At 67.2% G+C, this 13,888-nt stretch carries 13 protein-coding genes; 4 read left to right on the plus strand and 9 right to left on the minus strand.

Features of this window, described 5'->3' with window-relative positions:
* Nucleotides 1-33: 33 nt before the first annotated feature.
* Nucleotides 34-1,605 (plus strand): recombinase family protein, encoded by a 1,572-nt coding sequence (locus AB0M46_RS23190; protein WP_363339037.1) that lies wholly within the window; start codon nucleotides 34-36, stop codon nucleotides 1,603-1,605.
* A 98-nt stretch (nucleotides 1,606-1,703) separates the two neighbouring features.
* Here AB0M46_RS23190 and AB0M46_RS23195 read toward each other — a convergent pair whose 3' ends face one another.
* The gene (locus tag AB0M46_RS23195; protein WP_363339038.1) at nucleotides 1,704-1,949 is read right to left on the minus strand and encodes a hypothetical protein; all 246 of its coding nucleotides are present in this window, start codon (nucleotides 1,947-1,949) and stop codon (nucleotides 1,704-1,706) included.
* A 283-nt stretch (nucleotides 1,950-2,232) separates the two neighbouring features.
* Between AB0M46_RS23195 and AB0M46_RS23200 the strand changes: the two genes are divergently transcribed.
* Nucleotides 2,233-3,438, plus strand: coding sequence for an IS110 family transposase (locus tag AB0M46_RS23200; protein WP_363339061.1), 1,206 nt, complete (start codon nucleotides 2,233-2,235; stop codon nucleotides 3,436-3,438).
* 363 nt (nucleotides 3,439-3,801) lie between these two features.
* Here AB0M46_RS23200 and AB0M46_RS23205 read toward each other — a convergent pair whose 3' ends face one another.
* Both AB0M46_RS23205 and AB0M46_RS23210 read right to left on the minus strand, forming a co-directional pair.
* Nucleotides 3,802-4,791 (minus strand): replication-relaxation family protein, encoded by a 990-nt coding sequence (locus tag AB0M46_RS23205; protein WP_363339039.1) that lies wholly within the window; start codon nucleotides 4,789-4,791, stop codon nucleotides 3,802-3,804.
* Complete coding sequence (locus tag AB0M46_RS23210) at nucleotides 4,784-5,878, minus strand: DUF2637 domain-containing protein (protein WP_363339062.1); 1,095 nt, start codon at nucleotides 5,876-5,878, stop codon at nucleotides 4,784-4,786. Before AB0M46_RS23210 ends, AB0M46_RS23205 begins: the two co-directional genes overlap by 8 nt.
* Before the next feature lie 556 nt (nucleotides 5,879-6,434).
* Between AB0M46_RS23210 and AB0M46_RS23215 the strand changes: the two genes are divergently transcribed.
* Entirely contained in the window at nucleotides 6,435-7,241 is an 807-nt protein-coding gene (locus AB0M46_RS23215) for a hypothetical protein (protein WP_363339040.1), read from the plus strand.
* On the opposite strand, the gene AB0M46_RS23220 is transcribed toward AB0M46_RS23215, so the two are convergent.
* Nucleotides 7,189-7,746 carry a hypothetical protein gene (locus AB0M46_RS23220; protein ID WP_363339041.1) on the minus strand — a complete coding sequence of 186 codons (558 nt, stop codon included), beginning with the start codon at nucleotides 7,744-7,746 and terminating at the stop codon, nucleotides 7,189-7,191. The genes AB0M46_RS23215 and AB0M46_RS23220 overlap by 53 nt on opposite strands.
* 160 nt (nucleotides 7,747-7,906) lie before the next feature.
* Here AB0M46_RS23220 and AB0M46_RS23225 point away from each other — a divergent pair, with 160 nt between their 5' ends.
* Nucleotides 7,907-8,905 (plus strand): hypothetical protein, encoded by a 999-nt coding sequence (locus tag AB0M46_RS23225; protein ID WP_363339042.1) that lies wholly within the window; start codon nucleotides 7,907-7,909, stop codon nucleotides 8,903-8,905.
* 20 nt (nucleotides 8,906-8,925) lie between these two features.
* Here AB0M46_RS23225 and AB0M46_RS23230 read toward each other — a convergent pair whose 3' ends face one another.
* From AB0M46_RS23230 to AB0M46_RS23250, 5 genes are all read right to left on the minus strand, one after another.
* The gene (locus tag AB0M46_RS23230; RefSeq protein WP_363339044.1) at nucleotides 8,926-9,567 is read right to left on the minus strand and encodes a class I SAM-dependent methyltransferase; all 642 of its coding nucleotides are present in this window, start codon (nucleotides 9,565-9,567) and stop codon (nucleotides 8,926-8,928) included.
* A gap of 29 nt (nucleotides 9,568-9,596) precedes the next feature.
* The gene (gmd, locus tag AB0M46_RS23235) at nucleotides 9,597-10,607 is read right to left on the minus strand and encodes a GDP-mannose 4,6-dehydratase (protein WP_363339045.1); all 1,011 of its coding nucleotides are present in this window, start codon (nucleotides 10,605-10,607) and stop codon (nucleotides 9,597-9,599) included.
* A 76-nt stretch (nucleotides 10,608-10,683) separates the two neighbouring features.
* The gene (locus tag AB0M46_RS23240; protein WP_363339046.1) at nucleotides 10,684-11,400 is read right to left on the minus strand and encodes a nucleoside phosphorylase; all 717 of its coding nucleotides are present in this window, start codon (nucleotides 11,398-11,400) and stop codon (nucleotides 10,684-10,686) included.
* Nucleotides 11,401-11,490: 90 nt separating this feature from the next.
* Nucleotides 11,491-12,654 carry a glycosyltransferase family 4 protein gene (locus AB0M46_RS23245; protein ID WP_363339047.1) on the minus strand — a complete coding sequence of 388 codons (1,164 nt, stop codon included), beginning with the start codon at nucleotides 12,652-12,654 and terminating at the stop codon, nucleotides 11,491-11,493.
* A complete protein-coding gene (locus AB0M46_RS23250) occupies nucleotides 12,651-13,751 on the minus strand; it encodes a glycosyltransferase family 4 protein (RefSeq protein WP_363339048.1) in 1,101 nt (366 codons plus the stop codon). The genes AB0M46_RS23245 and AB0M46_RS23250 overlap by 4 nt, the downstream gene beginning before the upstream one ends.
* Nucleotides 13,752-13,888: the final 137 nt, after the last annotated feature.

The raw sequence follows: 13,888 nt of genomic DNA on the forward strand, positions 1-13,888 counted from the left end.
GCGGTGGCGATGGCTCGGTTGTCGGACCTTCGCATGATCGATCTGGACGAGGGCGGCAACGCGAAGGGCAACGTTGATCAGACCCAGCGTATCTACGATTACGCCAAGTTGCTGGGGTGGACGATCACGCTGGTGTTGATCGAGAACGACATCCCGCCCGATGAGGTGAAAGTCGACGCGCAGGGGCGGAAGAAGCGCGTTCGGGGTGTGTCGGCGTTCAAGCGGCGAAAGATCCGCCTGCCGAACGGCCGTTACGAGTTGCGTACGGTGCGGCCGAAGCTGCGTCAGGCCCTCGATCTACTGGCCAGCGGTGAGAAGGACGGCTTCCTGGTTCTGGATCTGGACCGGGCGTTTCGTGACCCGCGTGATCTGGAAGACCTGATCGATGTCGTGGAGCAGACTGGCGTGCCGGTGGAGTCGGTGACCGGTTCGCTGAAGTTGGACAACGACGGCAATATCACGATGGCGCGGGTGCTGACCGCGATGGCGAACAAGGCTTCGCGGGACACGGCGCGGCGGGTGTCGGCCGCGCGTGAGCGGCAGGCTTTGGCGGGCGAGTTCGGTGGGGGCCGCCGCCCGTACGGGTTCGACGACGACGGGATCACGGTCCGGCCGGACGAGGCGAAGGTCGTCCTGGATTGTTCGGTGCGGGTGGTGCAGGCCGCCGAAGCCGACGACACGAAGGAGAAGGGCGCGTCGCTGCGGCAGCTCGCGTTGGAGCTGCGGGAGAAGAAGGTCCCAACCGTGACGGGGGCGGAGTGGTCGGCCGAGACGCTGCGCGACATCCTGCTGCGTCCGCGTAACGCGGGGTTCATGGTGTTCCAGGAGGAAGAGGTCGGCACCGCGCCGTGGGAGCCTCTGGTGCCCTTGGAGACGTTCCGTGCGGTGCAGCGGATTCTGACCGACCCGAACCGGCGCACCGGTCCTGGAGCCGCGCCGAAGTACCTCGGGACGACGTTGTTCAAATGCGGTATCTGCACTGATGAGTTGTTCACCAAGCCGGTCGGGGTGGAGGTCACGTTGGGTGGGCGGGCTCCGCGTTACAAGTGCAAGGACGAGGCGCACATGACCCGCAGCGTCGAGCACGTGGACCGCCTCGTTGTGGCGACGATCCTGGCTCGGCTGGCGCGTAAAGACGCGGTGGACCTGCTGCGTCCGGCGTCGCCGCAGATCGACGCTCCAGCGTTGCGGGCGCAGGCGGCGGCGATCCGGGAGAACTTGAATGACATGGCCGCCGATCAGGTGTTGGGGAAGGTGTCCAAGGCGCAGTTGCACTCGGCGAGCGCGGCGGGGCAGAAGCGTATCGACGCGATCGAGCGTGAGTTGAACAACGCGCTGGTGGACTCGCCGCTCAGGCCGTTGATCGGCGCGGCCGACATGATGGCGGCGTGGAAGGCGCTGCCGTTGTCGCATCAGCGGCTCGTCGTGGACACCCTCGTGACGGTGCGACTGCTGGCGTCGGGCAAGGGCGGGCGGACGTTCGACCCGACGAAGGTCGAGATCCGGTTCAAGGAGCAGCGGGCCGCTGAGGCCACGCCCGCGTTGGTGGGGGTGACGGTCACGCCGCGCCGCAGGAAGGCGAAGCAGCCCGCCGCTGCGGCGTGAGAGCTGTTGTCCGGCAACGGGTTGCGGGTGAAGAAGCGAAAGGGCGTGGCCGCCGAGACAGTCTCGGGTGCCACGCCCGTTGCGGTTGTGGTGGTGCTCTATTGGGGTGGGGTGTAGGCGAACAGTTCGGCGATACGGCGGCGTTGTTCGGGTGACAGGGGTGGGGCGTCGGCGGCCAGCCGTGCGGCGTGCTCGGCTATCGCGGCCTCGATACGGGCCTTGCCGGTCAGCCGTCGCGGTCTGCGCGCTCGCGCCGCTGTGGCGGTGCTGGTGGCCTCCGTGGTGTGGTGGGTGGTCGGGGCTGGGGTGGGTCCGGCGTCAAAGGCCGGGGCGTCTTCGGCCATGTTTCTCCATAAGGTGTTGCAAGCCTTGAGGTGGTGCTGTCAACGCGGTCATGGAGGACCTCCTTAAGGTTGTTGATCGTCTGGGGCCTGGTGCCCCGGATGCTCGGGGGCGGTGGGGTGTGGCTGATGTTTCTCTGCCCTTGGTGGCCTCTGCGGAGTGGCCGCCCCGCCGTCCCTGGACACCCGGCTGCTGATTGAGATCTGTGCGCTGTTGTCGCTGTTTATGGAGCTGCTGCCCGGGGTGATCCGAGAGCAGGAATGCCGTTACGTAGAAGGGACGTCGGTGAAGGTTCGCGACAGGATCTGGGTCGGTATTGATGTGGGTAAAAGCTCCCATCATGCGTGTGCGGTGGACGCCACCGGCAAGGTGGTGTTCTCCCGCGCGCTGGTTAACGGCCAGGCCGAGATCGAGGCGGTTATCGCCCGAGCCCGCCAGGCTGCCGACTCGGTGTGCTGGGCGGTCGATATGACCTCTGGTGGTGCCGGGCTCCTGCTGGCCGTCCTGGCGGCGAACGGTGAGCGGGCTCTCTACGTGCCCGGCCGCCTGGTCAACCGGATGGCCGGTGCTTACTCGGGCGAAGGCAAGACCGACGCCAAGGACGCCCACACGATCGCCGAGACCGCACGGCTGCGTACGGATTTGACGACTGTGGCTGCGGCGCACCCGGTGATTTCCGAGGTCCGAGTTCTGACCGCGCGCCGCACCGATGTGGTGGGCGACTGGGTGCGCAACGTCAACCGGCTCCGGGACATGCTGGCGGCGGTGTTCCCGGCGCTGGAGAGGTCGTTCAACTTCTCCACCCGATCGGCGCTGATCCTGGTGACCGGGTTCTGCACGGCAGAGGCGATCCGCGGCATCGACGATGACACGCTCGCCGCCTGGCTGCGTCACCGTGACGCACGGTCGGCCGCCGCGCTTGTGGCCAAGGCGAAAGCCGCCGCGCGCCAGCAGCACATCGTTGTTCCCGCCGAGGCGGCAACCGCGCCCCTGGTGTCCCAGCTCGCCGCGCAGCTGCTCGACCTCGACCGCGAGATCAAAGAACTCGACAAGCAGATCGCCGGCCTGCTGGACGGCTACCCTCTTGCCGCCTCGATCACCAGCGTGCCGGGCTTCGGACCGCTGCTGGCCGCCGAGCTACTCGCCGCGACCGGCGGCGATGTGCAAGCAGCGTTCGGCACCTCGGGCCGGTTGGCCGCCTACGCGGGGCTGGCACCCGTCCCGCGCGACTCCGGCCGTATACGAGGCAACCTGCACAGGCCCAAGCGATACCACCGGGGCCTGCGCCGCGTGTTCTACATGGCCGCGCTGTCGGCCACCCGGCCCGAAGGCCCGTCACGCGCCTTCTACCAACGCAAACGAGCCGAGGGCAAGATCCACGTACAAGCGCTGATCGCCCTCGCCCGACGCCTGGTCGATGTGATCTGGGCGCTCCTACGCGACGCCCGCACCTTCCAGCCCGCCGCCGCAGAACTCACGGCTGCCGCTTGACAAAACCCATTGAGACTCCGCTGGTGCGCGTGGCTGGCTGGGGGTCAGGTATGCGTTCATCGGGTGATCCCTTCTGCGCCAAAGGCGGCGCGACGCCTCCGCAGCCCCGGACGGGCGTGGAGGTGGTGACTTGGTCTGCGTGGGTGGGCTCCGGCGTGCTGCCGGGCCACCTGCTCTGCTTGCGGCGCTGCAAGCGTTGCTGTGCATGGATTTTTCGGATGTCCTCTTTATGAGTCCCCTTTCGCAGTGGTGGCGTGTGAGGCCCGTTGTGCTGGGCTGTCAGGTCGGGTCGGGGCGCAGCCTCACCCGGCGGGTGTGGACCGGGTGAGGCTGCGGCAGAGGGTTGGGGCGAGGGGCCGGGGGTTAGTCCTCGTCGGGCTCGATGCCGGGTTTGGCGGTCCAGGGGCGCGGGTTGGCGACGTGGTGCCGCTGGTCGTGTTCGGGGTCGAGGTAGGGCAGGTCGATCAGCGGCAGGACGCCGAGGGGCCGCAGCGGGCCGCCTGCCCGCCAGACCCTGCCTGCGGGGCCGAGCCCGGAGGCGGTGAGGTGTTCGGTGTTGGCGGTGAACCACAGGGCGTTGGGTGGGCGGAGGTAGGTGGCCATCTCGTGGTGCAGGTTGTCCTCGCGCCGTTGCGAGGGCAGCAGGAACAGCGCGGGCCACGCCCACACGGCGGCTCTGGCGAGGGTGGCGTATTTGAAGACCTTCTCGGCGAGGACTTCGAGGCGTTCGGTGCCGGTGTCGTACTCGACCCAGAACGGCACCGCCCGCCCGTCCTGCCGCCACACTCCGGCTCCGTCCGGGCGTGGCAGCCGTACACCCTTGGTGGCGGCCATCGCCATGCTGTCTCCGGGACGGAGCAGGTTGATGGGTGTGTGGAAGGCGGCAGCCGGCCGCCACGTCTCCAGCGCGGCTCCGGGTGTGGTGCGGGCCTGCCCGGCGAGGTCGATGAAGAACTGGTTGCCGCCGAGCAGGTGCCGCAGGTCCGGTCGGGTCATCACCGACTGCTTGCGCCTGCGGGCCTCGTCGCGTCGGGGCAGCCCTTCGTCGCGTTCGCCGAGGATGTAGACGAACCCGAGTTGGTCGAGCAGGTAGTGATAGGGGTAGGAGCCGCCGTCGAGCTTGTTCGGGCGGAACCGGCTGATGGCTTGCAGCTCGGTGAGCAGCCGCAGCCTGCGCTGGGCGTAGTCCAGCGACGGGAACAGGGCGTGTGCGATCTGTGCCGAGGTGAGCGCGTGGTGGTCGTAGAGCCACGACAGGATCAGAAGGTCGCGGTCGTTGATGTGGTTACGCAGCCTCGTCAGCGGGTCGAGAGGTCTGCCTTTGGGCTGTTGCGGGTTTCGGGGGTTACGCATATATACCCCCATGGGGGAGACCCCTAGAAGGGTCTGTCGGGGTGCTGCACGGATTGCTGTTGGCCGCGCTGACCTGCCCTGTTGGGCGGTTCAGGGGGTCGGTTTGGGGGTCAGTATCAAGACTGACCCGTGAACCGACCCAGACACCGACGCGGGACCGGCCACAGGTCCCGTATCGACGAGTGTCGTTGCCGTCCAACAGGGGCATGGCGCTGACAGAAGCGGCGGCGGGAGTGCGATTCGGGGCGGTGGGGAGGAGGGTGTTCATGGTCGGGGTGTCCTTTCGTAGCGTGAGCATGGGCGGGCTGTCCAGGGTGTGTTCAAGAAGGTTTTCCTTGCCGGGTAACGGAATCGCGGATCTGATAGACGCCGAGGTGTCTGTCACGAGGGGCTGACGGCGCCGGTCAGCACACCGCCGGGCTCGTCGGCCGGGTCGGTGGGCGGCTGGTCGCGCAGCAGCCTCGTCAGGGCGGTGGCGGTAGCGGTCGACAGGGGGGTGCCCATCGGCGCGCATCTGCCGGGCCAGGGTGTCGCGGTTGACTGGGATGCCTTGCGCGGCAAGGCTTCGCGCCGCCAGCGTGGCGGCGGGAACGAGCGCGGTCACGTCCACGCTCGGCCGGGACGGTCCCGGCCCGTCCTGGACGCTGCCGGGCTCGCCCCGGTCCGGCACCGGCCCGTCCGGGACCATGGCGGTCTCGTCCGCGACCGTGGCGGTCTCGTCCGGGACCGGCGGGCCGCCGGGCGGGACTGCTGGTCCGGTGTCGGCGCGACCCATCGCCATCTTCACCATCGCCAGGAACCCCAGCGCCGGGAGCGCTGCGGCCAGCCAGCCGATGACCGAGGGTTCGGCTTCGACGACCTGCGCCGACAGCGACAGGATCACCGCGACGGTGAGCACGGCCGCCGGGAAGCGCACGCTCTTGCCGATCCGTTTCCTCCTGCGAAGGTCCAGGCCGGCGGCGATCGAGGCCAGCTCCAACGTCACGGCGTCGGTCCAGGCGAGCCAGCCCGGCTGGCCATGCGCGGCGGCCACATCGTGCACATGGGTGAACGAGGCGGCCCCGGCAGCTCCGCCGATCGCCAGCATGATCACGGTCTGGGCGATGCCCTCGATCCGTTCCCCGCGTGGCCTGTTGGGTCGCCCGGACGGGGGCTGTTGGGTGGAGGCGAGGTTGCTGTTGGGTAGGGAAGGGGTCGTGTTGGGCCAGGTGGTAGAACTGTTGGGTGGCTTATCAGCCATCAGACTCCTCAAAGCATGAGAACGATGCGGCCGGTGTGCGGCTCGTGGCCATCGGGTGCCTCCTTCGGCGTTCGGGATCGGTGTTCGGGTTGAGGGTCGCTGCACTCAGTACGGCGCTGTCCGGGCAAACGAACGCGCACCGAACCTGTCAGCGTCTGACACAACCTGTCAGCCCAGGTCAGCGCGTTGCGCACAAACCTGACAGGCAGGTGCGCCCGGACCTGACAGGCGGGTGACAGGCGAGGCGGAAACGTTCGCCTCGCACCCATCAAGGGGTGTCCGCCTGCCGGGATTCTCGACATCGGGTGATCCACATCACAGAGAGCTCGCCTGTCACCGGTCTTGATCGGCGGTCGGAGGCGTCCCGTCGCGGGCGAGAATGGGTCTCGTCATGCGGGGGACAATGATCGTTGAGGCGTTCGCGGCCGAGGCTCCGATCCTCGGACGCATCGACCACGCCTTCGAGCAGCTGTCCGCCCAGATGACCATCCCGGCGGGATCGCTGGCTCCCGGCTGGCCGCACCGGGAGACCCAGCCTCTGGATCTGCGCGCCGAGCTGGTCGCCCGCCAGGGCATGGACGAGAGCATCGATCCGCCATGGGAAGGCGTCGTGCGCCGCACCCGTGCCGGAGGCCGGGAAGCGAAGGCGTGGCGGCTGGTCGCGCTCGGCCTGGCCCTGCACGGGCTCAACCACATCGAGGGCCGCTACCGCGCCCAGAAGATGACCGAACGCCGCGACATATCCGCCGACCTGGTGGAGGGGTTCCTGTCCGGGCTGCCCCGGCTCACCCTCGGCAGGCCGCACGTGGAAGGGCGCCTGCTGGAGGCGGGCCGCCGCCAGGTCAAGCGGGGCCGCTCCTCGCGCTACCGCGAGATCCCGGCCGAGTTCGGCTGGCGGCCCAGCCCTGATCCCGGCCTGCACGGCTGGGGCTTCGCCCTGGAGCAGATCGCCGCCGAAGTCGCCGCCGCCGGCCGACCCCTCGACCCGATCGGCCTAGAGCTGATCACCCGCACCGTCCTCTACGGCCAGCCGCTACCGCAAGCGGCGCAAGCTGTCGGACTCGGCATGGACGCGGCCTACAAACGACGCGAACGCGCCGAGGAACGCATCGCCGCCGCCTACCACATCACCGAACGGCGACGCGCCAGCGGCAGGCTCAAGACCCGGAGCCGCCCTGCGCCGGGCGATGCCACGGCAGGACCGGCATAGGCGGAATCTGCGACTCGTCGACCGCGGGACGCCCCTCGGCCACCTCCACCATCTCCCGCAGAATCTCGGCCAAGTCCTCGTCCCACACCTCATCGCCGTCGATACGCCAAACCCGCTCCCCGACTCGATCGGACATCAGCAGGAACGGACCCCCCGCACGCGCGATCAACGTCGCATCATCGGTGTGGGCGATGGCGACCGGCCCGAAGTCGCCCCGCAGCCGGTACACCCGCTCACGGTCTGGCGGCGGGTCCTCGCGCACCAGGTCCCAGACCGCGAACACCGCCTCCTCGAACGCCAGCGTCGCCCCGATCCGGGCCAGCAGGCTCATCGACGCCCCGCGCGAGCGGTCCCAGCGGCGGCCTTGCAGCACCACCAGCTCCCAGGCGAGCAGCCCGGTCTGCTCCAGCCGCCACCGCTTGCGGGCGGCCAGCCGCTCGCCGCGCAGCGCCTCGGGCACCGCCGCCTCGGCGGCAGCCCCGCTCGCAGCGTCCGGCTCACCCACACTGCCAAGCCTGCCATCCCACCGGCGTCCGGCGCAGCAGGCACCCCCAGTCCAGCGCCTTGCGCGGGCGTGCGCGTACCACCCCAGGGGTGACGATGACGGCCGCTACATAGTCGACGTGGCCAAAACTGCCCCCACGTGCGCGTACTATACTTCCGTCGTGCGATATCTCATCCAGTTTCCCGCTGGCGCGACCGCGTTGGCCGAACGGGCAGTGCTGGCGGACTTCGCGAACGCCAAGATCGAATATGGCGACGATAGCGCGCTCGTATTCGAGTCAAGCTCGCAGCTCCAGTCGGCGCACCCGGTGCCATACGCGAAGAATGTCTTTGCTATTCGCGCGCAGACCCCCAGGAGAAACGCACTGGCTGCGTCAGTAAGTCGGTTAGCCACCGACATCCCGAACCTTCGCGGCCCGAGGAACCCTCCGGGCTTTCGCCTCATGTATCACATCGATGGACAGCTCGTGTCATGCGATCCCCGAGCGCGTCAGGCCCTTGAACGAGCCGTCGCCTCGGCGTCGGGCCTACGGCTGACTCCGCGGGGGCAGTGTCAGGAGTTCTGGGTTATCGGTCGCCGCGAGTCAGAGGTTCTCTACTTCGGGCAGCGGCTACGCGATGACGATCCTCCCACGAAGGCCAAGGGTGCCCTTTCCGCCGAGCTGTCGGCTCTACTGGTGGCGGCAAGCGAACCGTCTTCGACCGACGTCTTCCTTGACCCGTTTGCCGGGAGCGGCGCGCTCGTGCTCGCTCGCCTCCGATCGCCAGCGCGATCCATCACCTATAGCGATCTGGCACTTCGTCACCACCAACCGGAGTTTGCCCCCGCCCTGGCAAGGAACCGCAAGGTTAAGTTCCTTGCCGAGGACGCCTTCGACCTTCCCTCGATTCGGACCGGCTCGGTGGATGTTGTTGTCACCGACCCGCCGTGGGGTGAGCACGATCAGGAGATCGGCGACTACGGCAATTTTGCGGACCAGATGGCCGCGAGTTTCGCCAGGGTCCTGAATCCGAAGTCGGGCCGGGCGGTTGTGCTGGTAAACCGGCGAAACGAGGAAGTCCTCACGAAGGCTCTTGTCGCGGGCGGGCTTGATATCTATGACACGACACAGATCCTTGTGAATGGCCATCCCGCCTCGGCTGTCCGCGCCCGCATCTAGCTCGGATCGCAGTCAACGTATTATATAATTGCCTTTCGTGCCCAGCCCCACGCTCCGTCGTTGCGGAACTCGTCGTATCCGGGATGCTGTGCGACCAGCAACTCGAATACCTTGCCGATCTGAGGCGTGTTGCGTTCGTCCTCGGGCATTGACCGGACGAAGTCAGTTTGGCCGAGCGTGGGGCTGGTGGCGTAGGTCCAGTCGAGGTCGTCGAATAGCATCCATCCGCCGGGCTTTAGGAGCTTGTCGACGAGAAAGAATGCGAGCCCGTCGACGAACCAGCTATGCGCTCCGTCGATGAACGCGAAGTCGAATGTCCATTCACCCTGCCGCTGCTGTTCCAGCATCTGCATGAGGTCCCAGGTGTATGACGTCGGAGTGTAGATGGGCCGGACCCAATCGAGGAGGTCGGTCGTTTGCAGAAGTTCTTCGATGCAGGGCTCGCGGTCGCGCGCAGCGTGAACATCAATGGTCGTGAGCTGGCCGCTGCCATTGTCTTTAAGCGCTGCTCCGATGTAACAAGCTGATACGCCGTGGGCGAATCCGAGTTCCAGGACTGATTTTGGGCGCTCCTGGCGCACGAATTCATAGATCTCTTTGCCGCGCTCGGTGCTCATGTGAGGGATGCCGGCCACGGAGGCCAGCACTTTATCGAGATGCATTAACACATCCTTCGGGTCGTTGGTTTTCGTTATGGCCGTTGCAGTTCGGCGTCGGTCATGATGCGGGCCAGTTCGGGCGAGAGGACGGTGGGTTTCCAATCGAGGCTGCGGGCCGCTTTGGAGGCATCGCCTATGAGAGTGGGTACGTCAGAGGGGCGAAGCTGCCGGGGATCGTGGCGGACGTGCTGTCGCCAATCGAGGCCGACGTGCTCAAAGCAGAACTGTGCGAATTCCTGGACGCTGTAGCTGGTCCCGGTGGCGAGTACGTAGTCGTCGGGGTCGTCGAGTTGGAGCATTTTCCACATGGCCTCGACGTATTCCGGTGCGTATCCCCAGTCGCGGCGAGCGTCGAGATTTCCGAGGTATAGGCAGTCCTGTTCACCCCGTGCAATTCTGGCCGCCGCGACGGCGATCTTTCGTGTGACGAAGTTGACGCCTCTTCTAGGCGACTCGTGGTTGAACAGAATCCCGTTGACTGCAAATAGTGAGTAGGCGTCGCGGTAGTTGCGCGTCATCCAGTAGGCGTATGCCTTGGCCGCCGCGTACGGCGACAGCGGATGGAATGGTGTCGTCTCGGAGTGCGGTGGAGGGGATGCTCCGAACATCTCCGAACTTGACGCTTGGTAGAACCGGATGGGCAGGCCCGTTTCCCGGGCTGCTTCGAGAAGTCTGGTCGTGCTCAGCGCGGTGATCGTGCCGGTGTGCTCGGGCACCTGGAACGACACACCCACGTCTGATTGCGCGCCGAGGTGGTAGATCTCATCTGGTCTGAGCGCGTCCACCAGCGCGGTTAGGCGATGGCCGTCGCTGAGGTCACCGTAATGCAGCTTCAGATTCGGCGGCGATATGGCCAATGGTCCTTCGGGTACGGCGGCGCTCCAGGGGGTGGCGACCGCTGACGGACGCCGGATCAGGCCGTGGACGGTGTAGCCCTTGCCGAGGAGGAACTCGGCAAGGTACGAGCCGTCTTGACCGGTGATCCCGGTGATCAGCGCGGTCTTCGCTACGGCTGGTGGGCGGGTTTCGCTGTCGTGGAGCACCGGTCACGTCCTTCTGTGTGTCGCGGCGGTCGAGGCGTCAGGGGGCGCATTTGCTGGCGGTCCTCATCGATCCCGCTCATCGCGTGGCGGCGGCACCGCGAGCGGCTACGCGGGCGGCGGTACGCAGGCTGGCGAGAGTTTCGTCCGGCGACAGGGTGCTGTCGACGGCGACGAAGAGAGCTGCGGCGAGCGGTCCGCGTACGGCGGCCACGGCAAACAGCACGGCGGCTTCCATCTCCGTAGCGAGCACGCCCGCCGAGCGCAGTTCGGCCCAGCGCTTGCGCCAGTCGTCTGCCCGCGGAAAGCCGTCCGGCTTCTCGGCGTAGTAGGCGTCCTTGCAGTGAGTGATCCCGACATGGTGCGGTGCGCCTTCGGCCTCGGCCGCGTCGGCGACAGCCCGCAGGAGCGCGAAGCTCGGTACCGCCGGATACTCGGGCGGGAGATATTGATGGCTTGTGCCTTCGTCGCGCACGGCACCGCTCGAAATGACGATGTGGCCGGCGCGCACCTTCGCTTGCATCGATCCGCACGTGCCCACTCGGATCAGCCGCGACACCCCGAGCTGCGCCAGCTCCTCGACGACGATCGCGGTGGTGGGGCCGCCGATGCCTGTCGAGCACACGAGGATCGGCTCGTCGGCTGTCCATACCTCAGCGCAGACGTAGCCGCGCTTGGTCCAGGTCGTCTTGACGGTTCCGAGGTCTTCGGCCAGCAGCGGAACGCGGTCGGGGTCGCCGGTGATAAGCGCTGTCTGGGCGTCGGTGGTGATATCGCCGAGGTGGTGCAGGTGCACGAGTTTGCTCCTATTCGCAGGAAGGGCGCGGGTGGCTCAAGCGTGGTGGCCGGGCGTGTGGGCGCGTGGCCCATCGCCTGTGGTTGGTTGTTAGCCGCTGTGGCCGGGCCGGGCGGGAAGGCGTGCCGCGCCCGCCGTGGCGAGTTGTACGGCGTCTTCGACGGCGGCGAAGGCGCGCTCTGGCCGGTACGCCCGCCGGTAGAGGTCGTGTGCGTGTTCGGCGAGCTGCCGCGCCGCGTCGCGATGCTGTAGCAGGGTTACGCAGGCGGCGGCCAGGTCGTCTGCCTGCTCGGCCAGCAGAAGGTGCACACCGTGGGTGACATCGAGCCCTTCCGCGCCGATCGGTGTCGTCACCACCGGGATGTGGTGCGCAAACGCCTCAAGGATCTTGATACGGGTTCCCCCGGCCACCCGCAGCGGCGCGACGAGCAGATCCGCGTACGCCAGGTAAGGGTGCATGTCCGGCACTTCGCCGATAACGTCGATCCACGCCTCGCTGTCCAGCGCTTTCACCCGGGCGGAGGGAGCACCGACGAGCAAGAGCCGGACATCGGGAATCGTCTGCCGCACCCGGGGCACGATCTCCTCCGCCAGCCACAGGGCGGCGTCCTCGTTCGTCGACCACTCCATGTAGCCCTGATAAAGGATGGTGGGCGTGAACGACCGGTGCTTGGTCACCGTGCCCGTCTTCTCATAGGTGTTGGGCACGACGACGGAGTTGCCGAAGCCGAACCGCCGGCGGTCGTGCTCGCTGGAGAACACGATCGCGTGGGCTTGGTCGGCAACCTGCTGGTGAATGCCCCTCCAGTAGCCGATCTCGGCGGTCATCCGCTGTCGGTCGCCATCGGTGAGCTTCGTGCCGTCAGGCTTTGTCCCCACCGCCAGCCACCGCTCAAGCACCACGTCTTGCAGGTCGTCGACATCGACAATGGGACGGCCGCTCACCAGACCCTGGGCGGTCAGCCAGACGCGCTCCTGGTTGAACCACACGATGTCGTAGTCGGTCTCCAGCGCCCACGGTGGGAGGCTTTCGGCGATCAGCTTGCGGTTCTCTGCGATGTCGAACCGATCGCGGACGGCGTGAACACGGTCGAAGTGGGGCAGCGGCGGATCGTCGTCCGGTGCGGTCGGATACTTCAGAACCACCAGATCGACCGCCCCGAGGCGTGCCAAGGCAAGCGAGATCGATCGGGCTCTCATGCCGCCGCCGAACGGCGCCCATGGCCGGATCGAGCCAAAGATGAGTGTTCTCACCGGTCCCCCCGAGACCGGCCGGTGTCGTTCTTGATGAAGTCGGCGAATGCGCCAGCGACGGCGGAGATGCCGTTGTGCGCGAGCACGAACTCGCGGGCGCGTTGCACCATAGCCAGCCGCAACGTGTCGTCGTCGATGAGGCGCAGCACGGCATCGACGTATGAGGCGGCGTCCTCGGCCAGGAAGTAGTGCTGTCCGTCCTGCGCGGTGATGCCCTCGATGCCCTTGGCGCTGGAAACGACGGGGCAGAAGCTCACGAACGCTTCGAGGATCTTGAGTCTGCTGCCCCCGCCGAGGCTCAACGGGACGACCAGCACCGAGTCACGCCAATAGGGCGACATTTCCTCCGGGTCGGCGACGATCTGCACCCCGGCCGACGCGGCTTTGTCGGCCAGCGCCTCGGAGGGGCCACGGCCCGCGAGCAGGATCTCCAGGGCGGGACGGCGTCGGCGCAGTGCCGGAGTCAGCACATCGATGACGTACTCGGCGGCCTGGACAACCGGGAAATACCGCAGATTCCCGATCAGGACGACGCGCGTCGGCTTCGTCGGCGCTGCCTCGTCAGGTTCGGCGACGGCGTTGGGAAGAACCCAAATGCTCGCTGGATCGAGTCCGTATCTGTCGATCAGCTCCGCGCGGTCGCGGTCGGTGCAGGTCCATACCGCGTCGCAGGCGCTCGACGCTGCGCGTTCGAGTGCGCCGAGCTGGCGGGCTACCTCGGGTGAGGCGTAGTCGGCGTACTGGGGCCGGTCGCGGGTGGCGTGAGCGATGTCAAGGCGCAGCTGTGACTCGACGTCCTTGATGTCGATGACCCGCCGGGCGACAACCGAGGCGGGAATCTCGGACAGATACCGCGTCATCTCCAGTCCACTGGCCGCGATCAGATCTGGCTCGCATTCGGCGGCGAACTGCTGGAGTTGCTTGGAAACCTTGTGGCAGTAGTAGATCCAGTACGGGTCGTGGTCGGGCATCCAACCCGGCGAATCGGTGACGGCAGGTCCTTGCGGATGGTCGGGGCAGTCGTCGGCGCAGTGGGTCTCGAAGCGGAGGACGTCCGCAGTCTGGCTCATTCCGGCGGCGAGTGCGTCCCATCTCATGCGGGCACCGCCGACGCGATTGAACTTCGGACCAGGATGTACGAAAAGCACGCGGGGTCGATATGTCATGTCGGTCTTTCTGATAGAAGGATCATCATCGGGCCGGGGCGTCAAACGGGGTCAGCAGGCGTCGCGGA

Source organism: Dactylosporangium sp. NPDC051485 (genome assembly GCF_040682015.1).
GTDB lineage: Bacteria > Actinomycetota > Actinomycetes > Mycobacteriales > Micromonosporaceae > Dactylosporangium.

Excerpts from the sequence above, each read along its gene's own strand:
- AB0M46_RS23190 (WP_363339037.1), top strand. The coding sequence starts at position 34 with ATGATCGATCTGGACGAGGGCGGCAACGCGAAGGGCAACGTTGATCAG.
- AB0M46_RS23195 (WP_363339038.1), bottom strand. The coding sequence starts at position 1,949 with ATGGCCGAAGACGCCCCGGCCTTTGACGCCGGACCCACCCCAGCCCCG.
- AB0M46_RS23205 (WP_363339039.1), bottom strand. The coding sequence starts at position 4,791 with ATGCGTAACCCCCGAAACCCGCAACAGCCCAAAGGCAGACCTCTCGAC.
- AB0M46_RS23210 (WP_363339062.1), bottom strand. The coding sequence starts at position 5,878 with ATGCTGGCGATCGGCGGAGCTGCCGGGGCCGCCTCGTTCACCCATGTG.
- AB0M46_RS23215 (WP_363339040.1), top strand. The coding sequence starts at position 6,435 with ATGATCGTTGAGGCGTTCGCGGCCGAGGCTCCGATCCTCGGACGCATC.
- AB0M46_RS23230 (WP_363339044.1), bottom strand. The coding sequence starts at position 9,567 with ATGCATCTCGATAAAGTGCTGGCCTCCGTGGCCGGCATCCCTCACATG.
- AB0M46_RS23250 (WP_363339048.1), bottom strand. The coding sequence starts at position 13,751 with ATGAGATGGGACGCACTCGCCGCCGGAATGAGCCAGACTGCGGACGTC.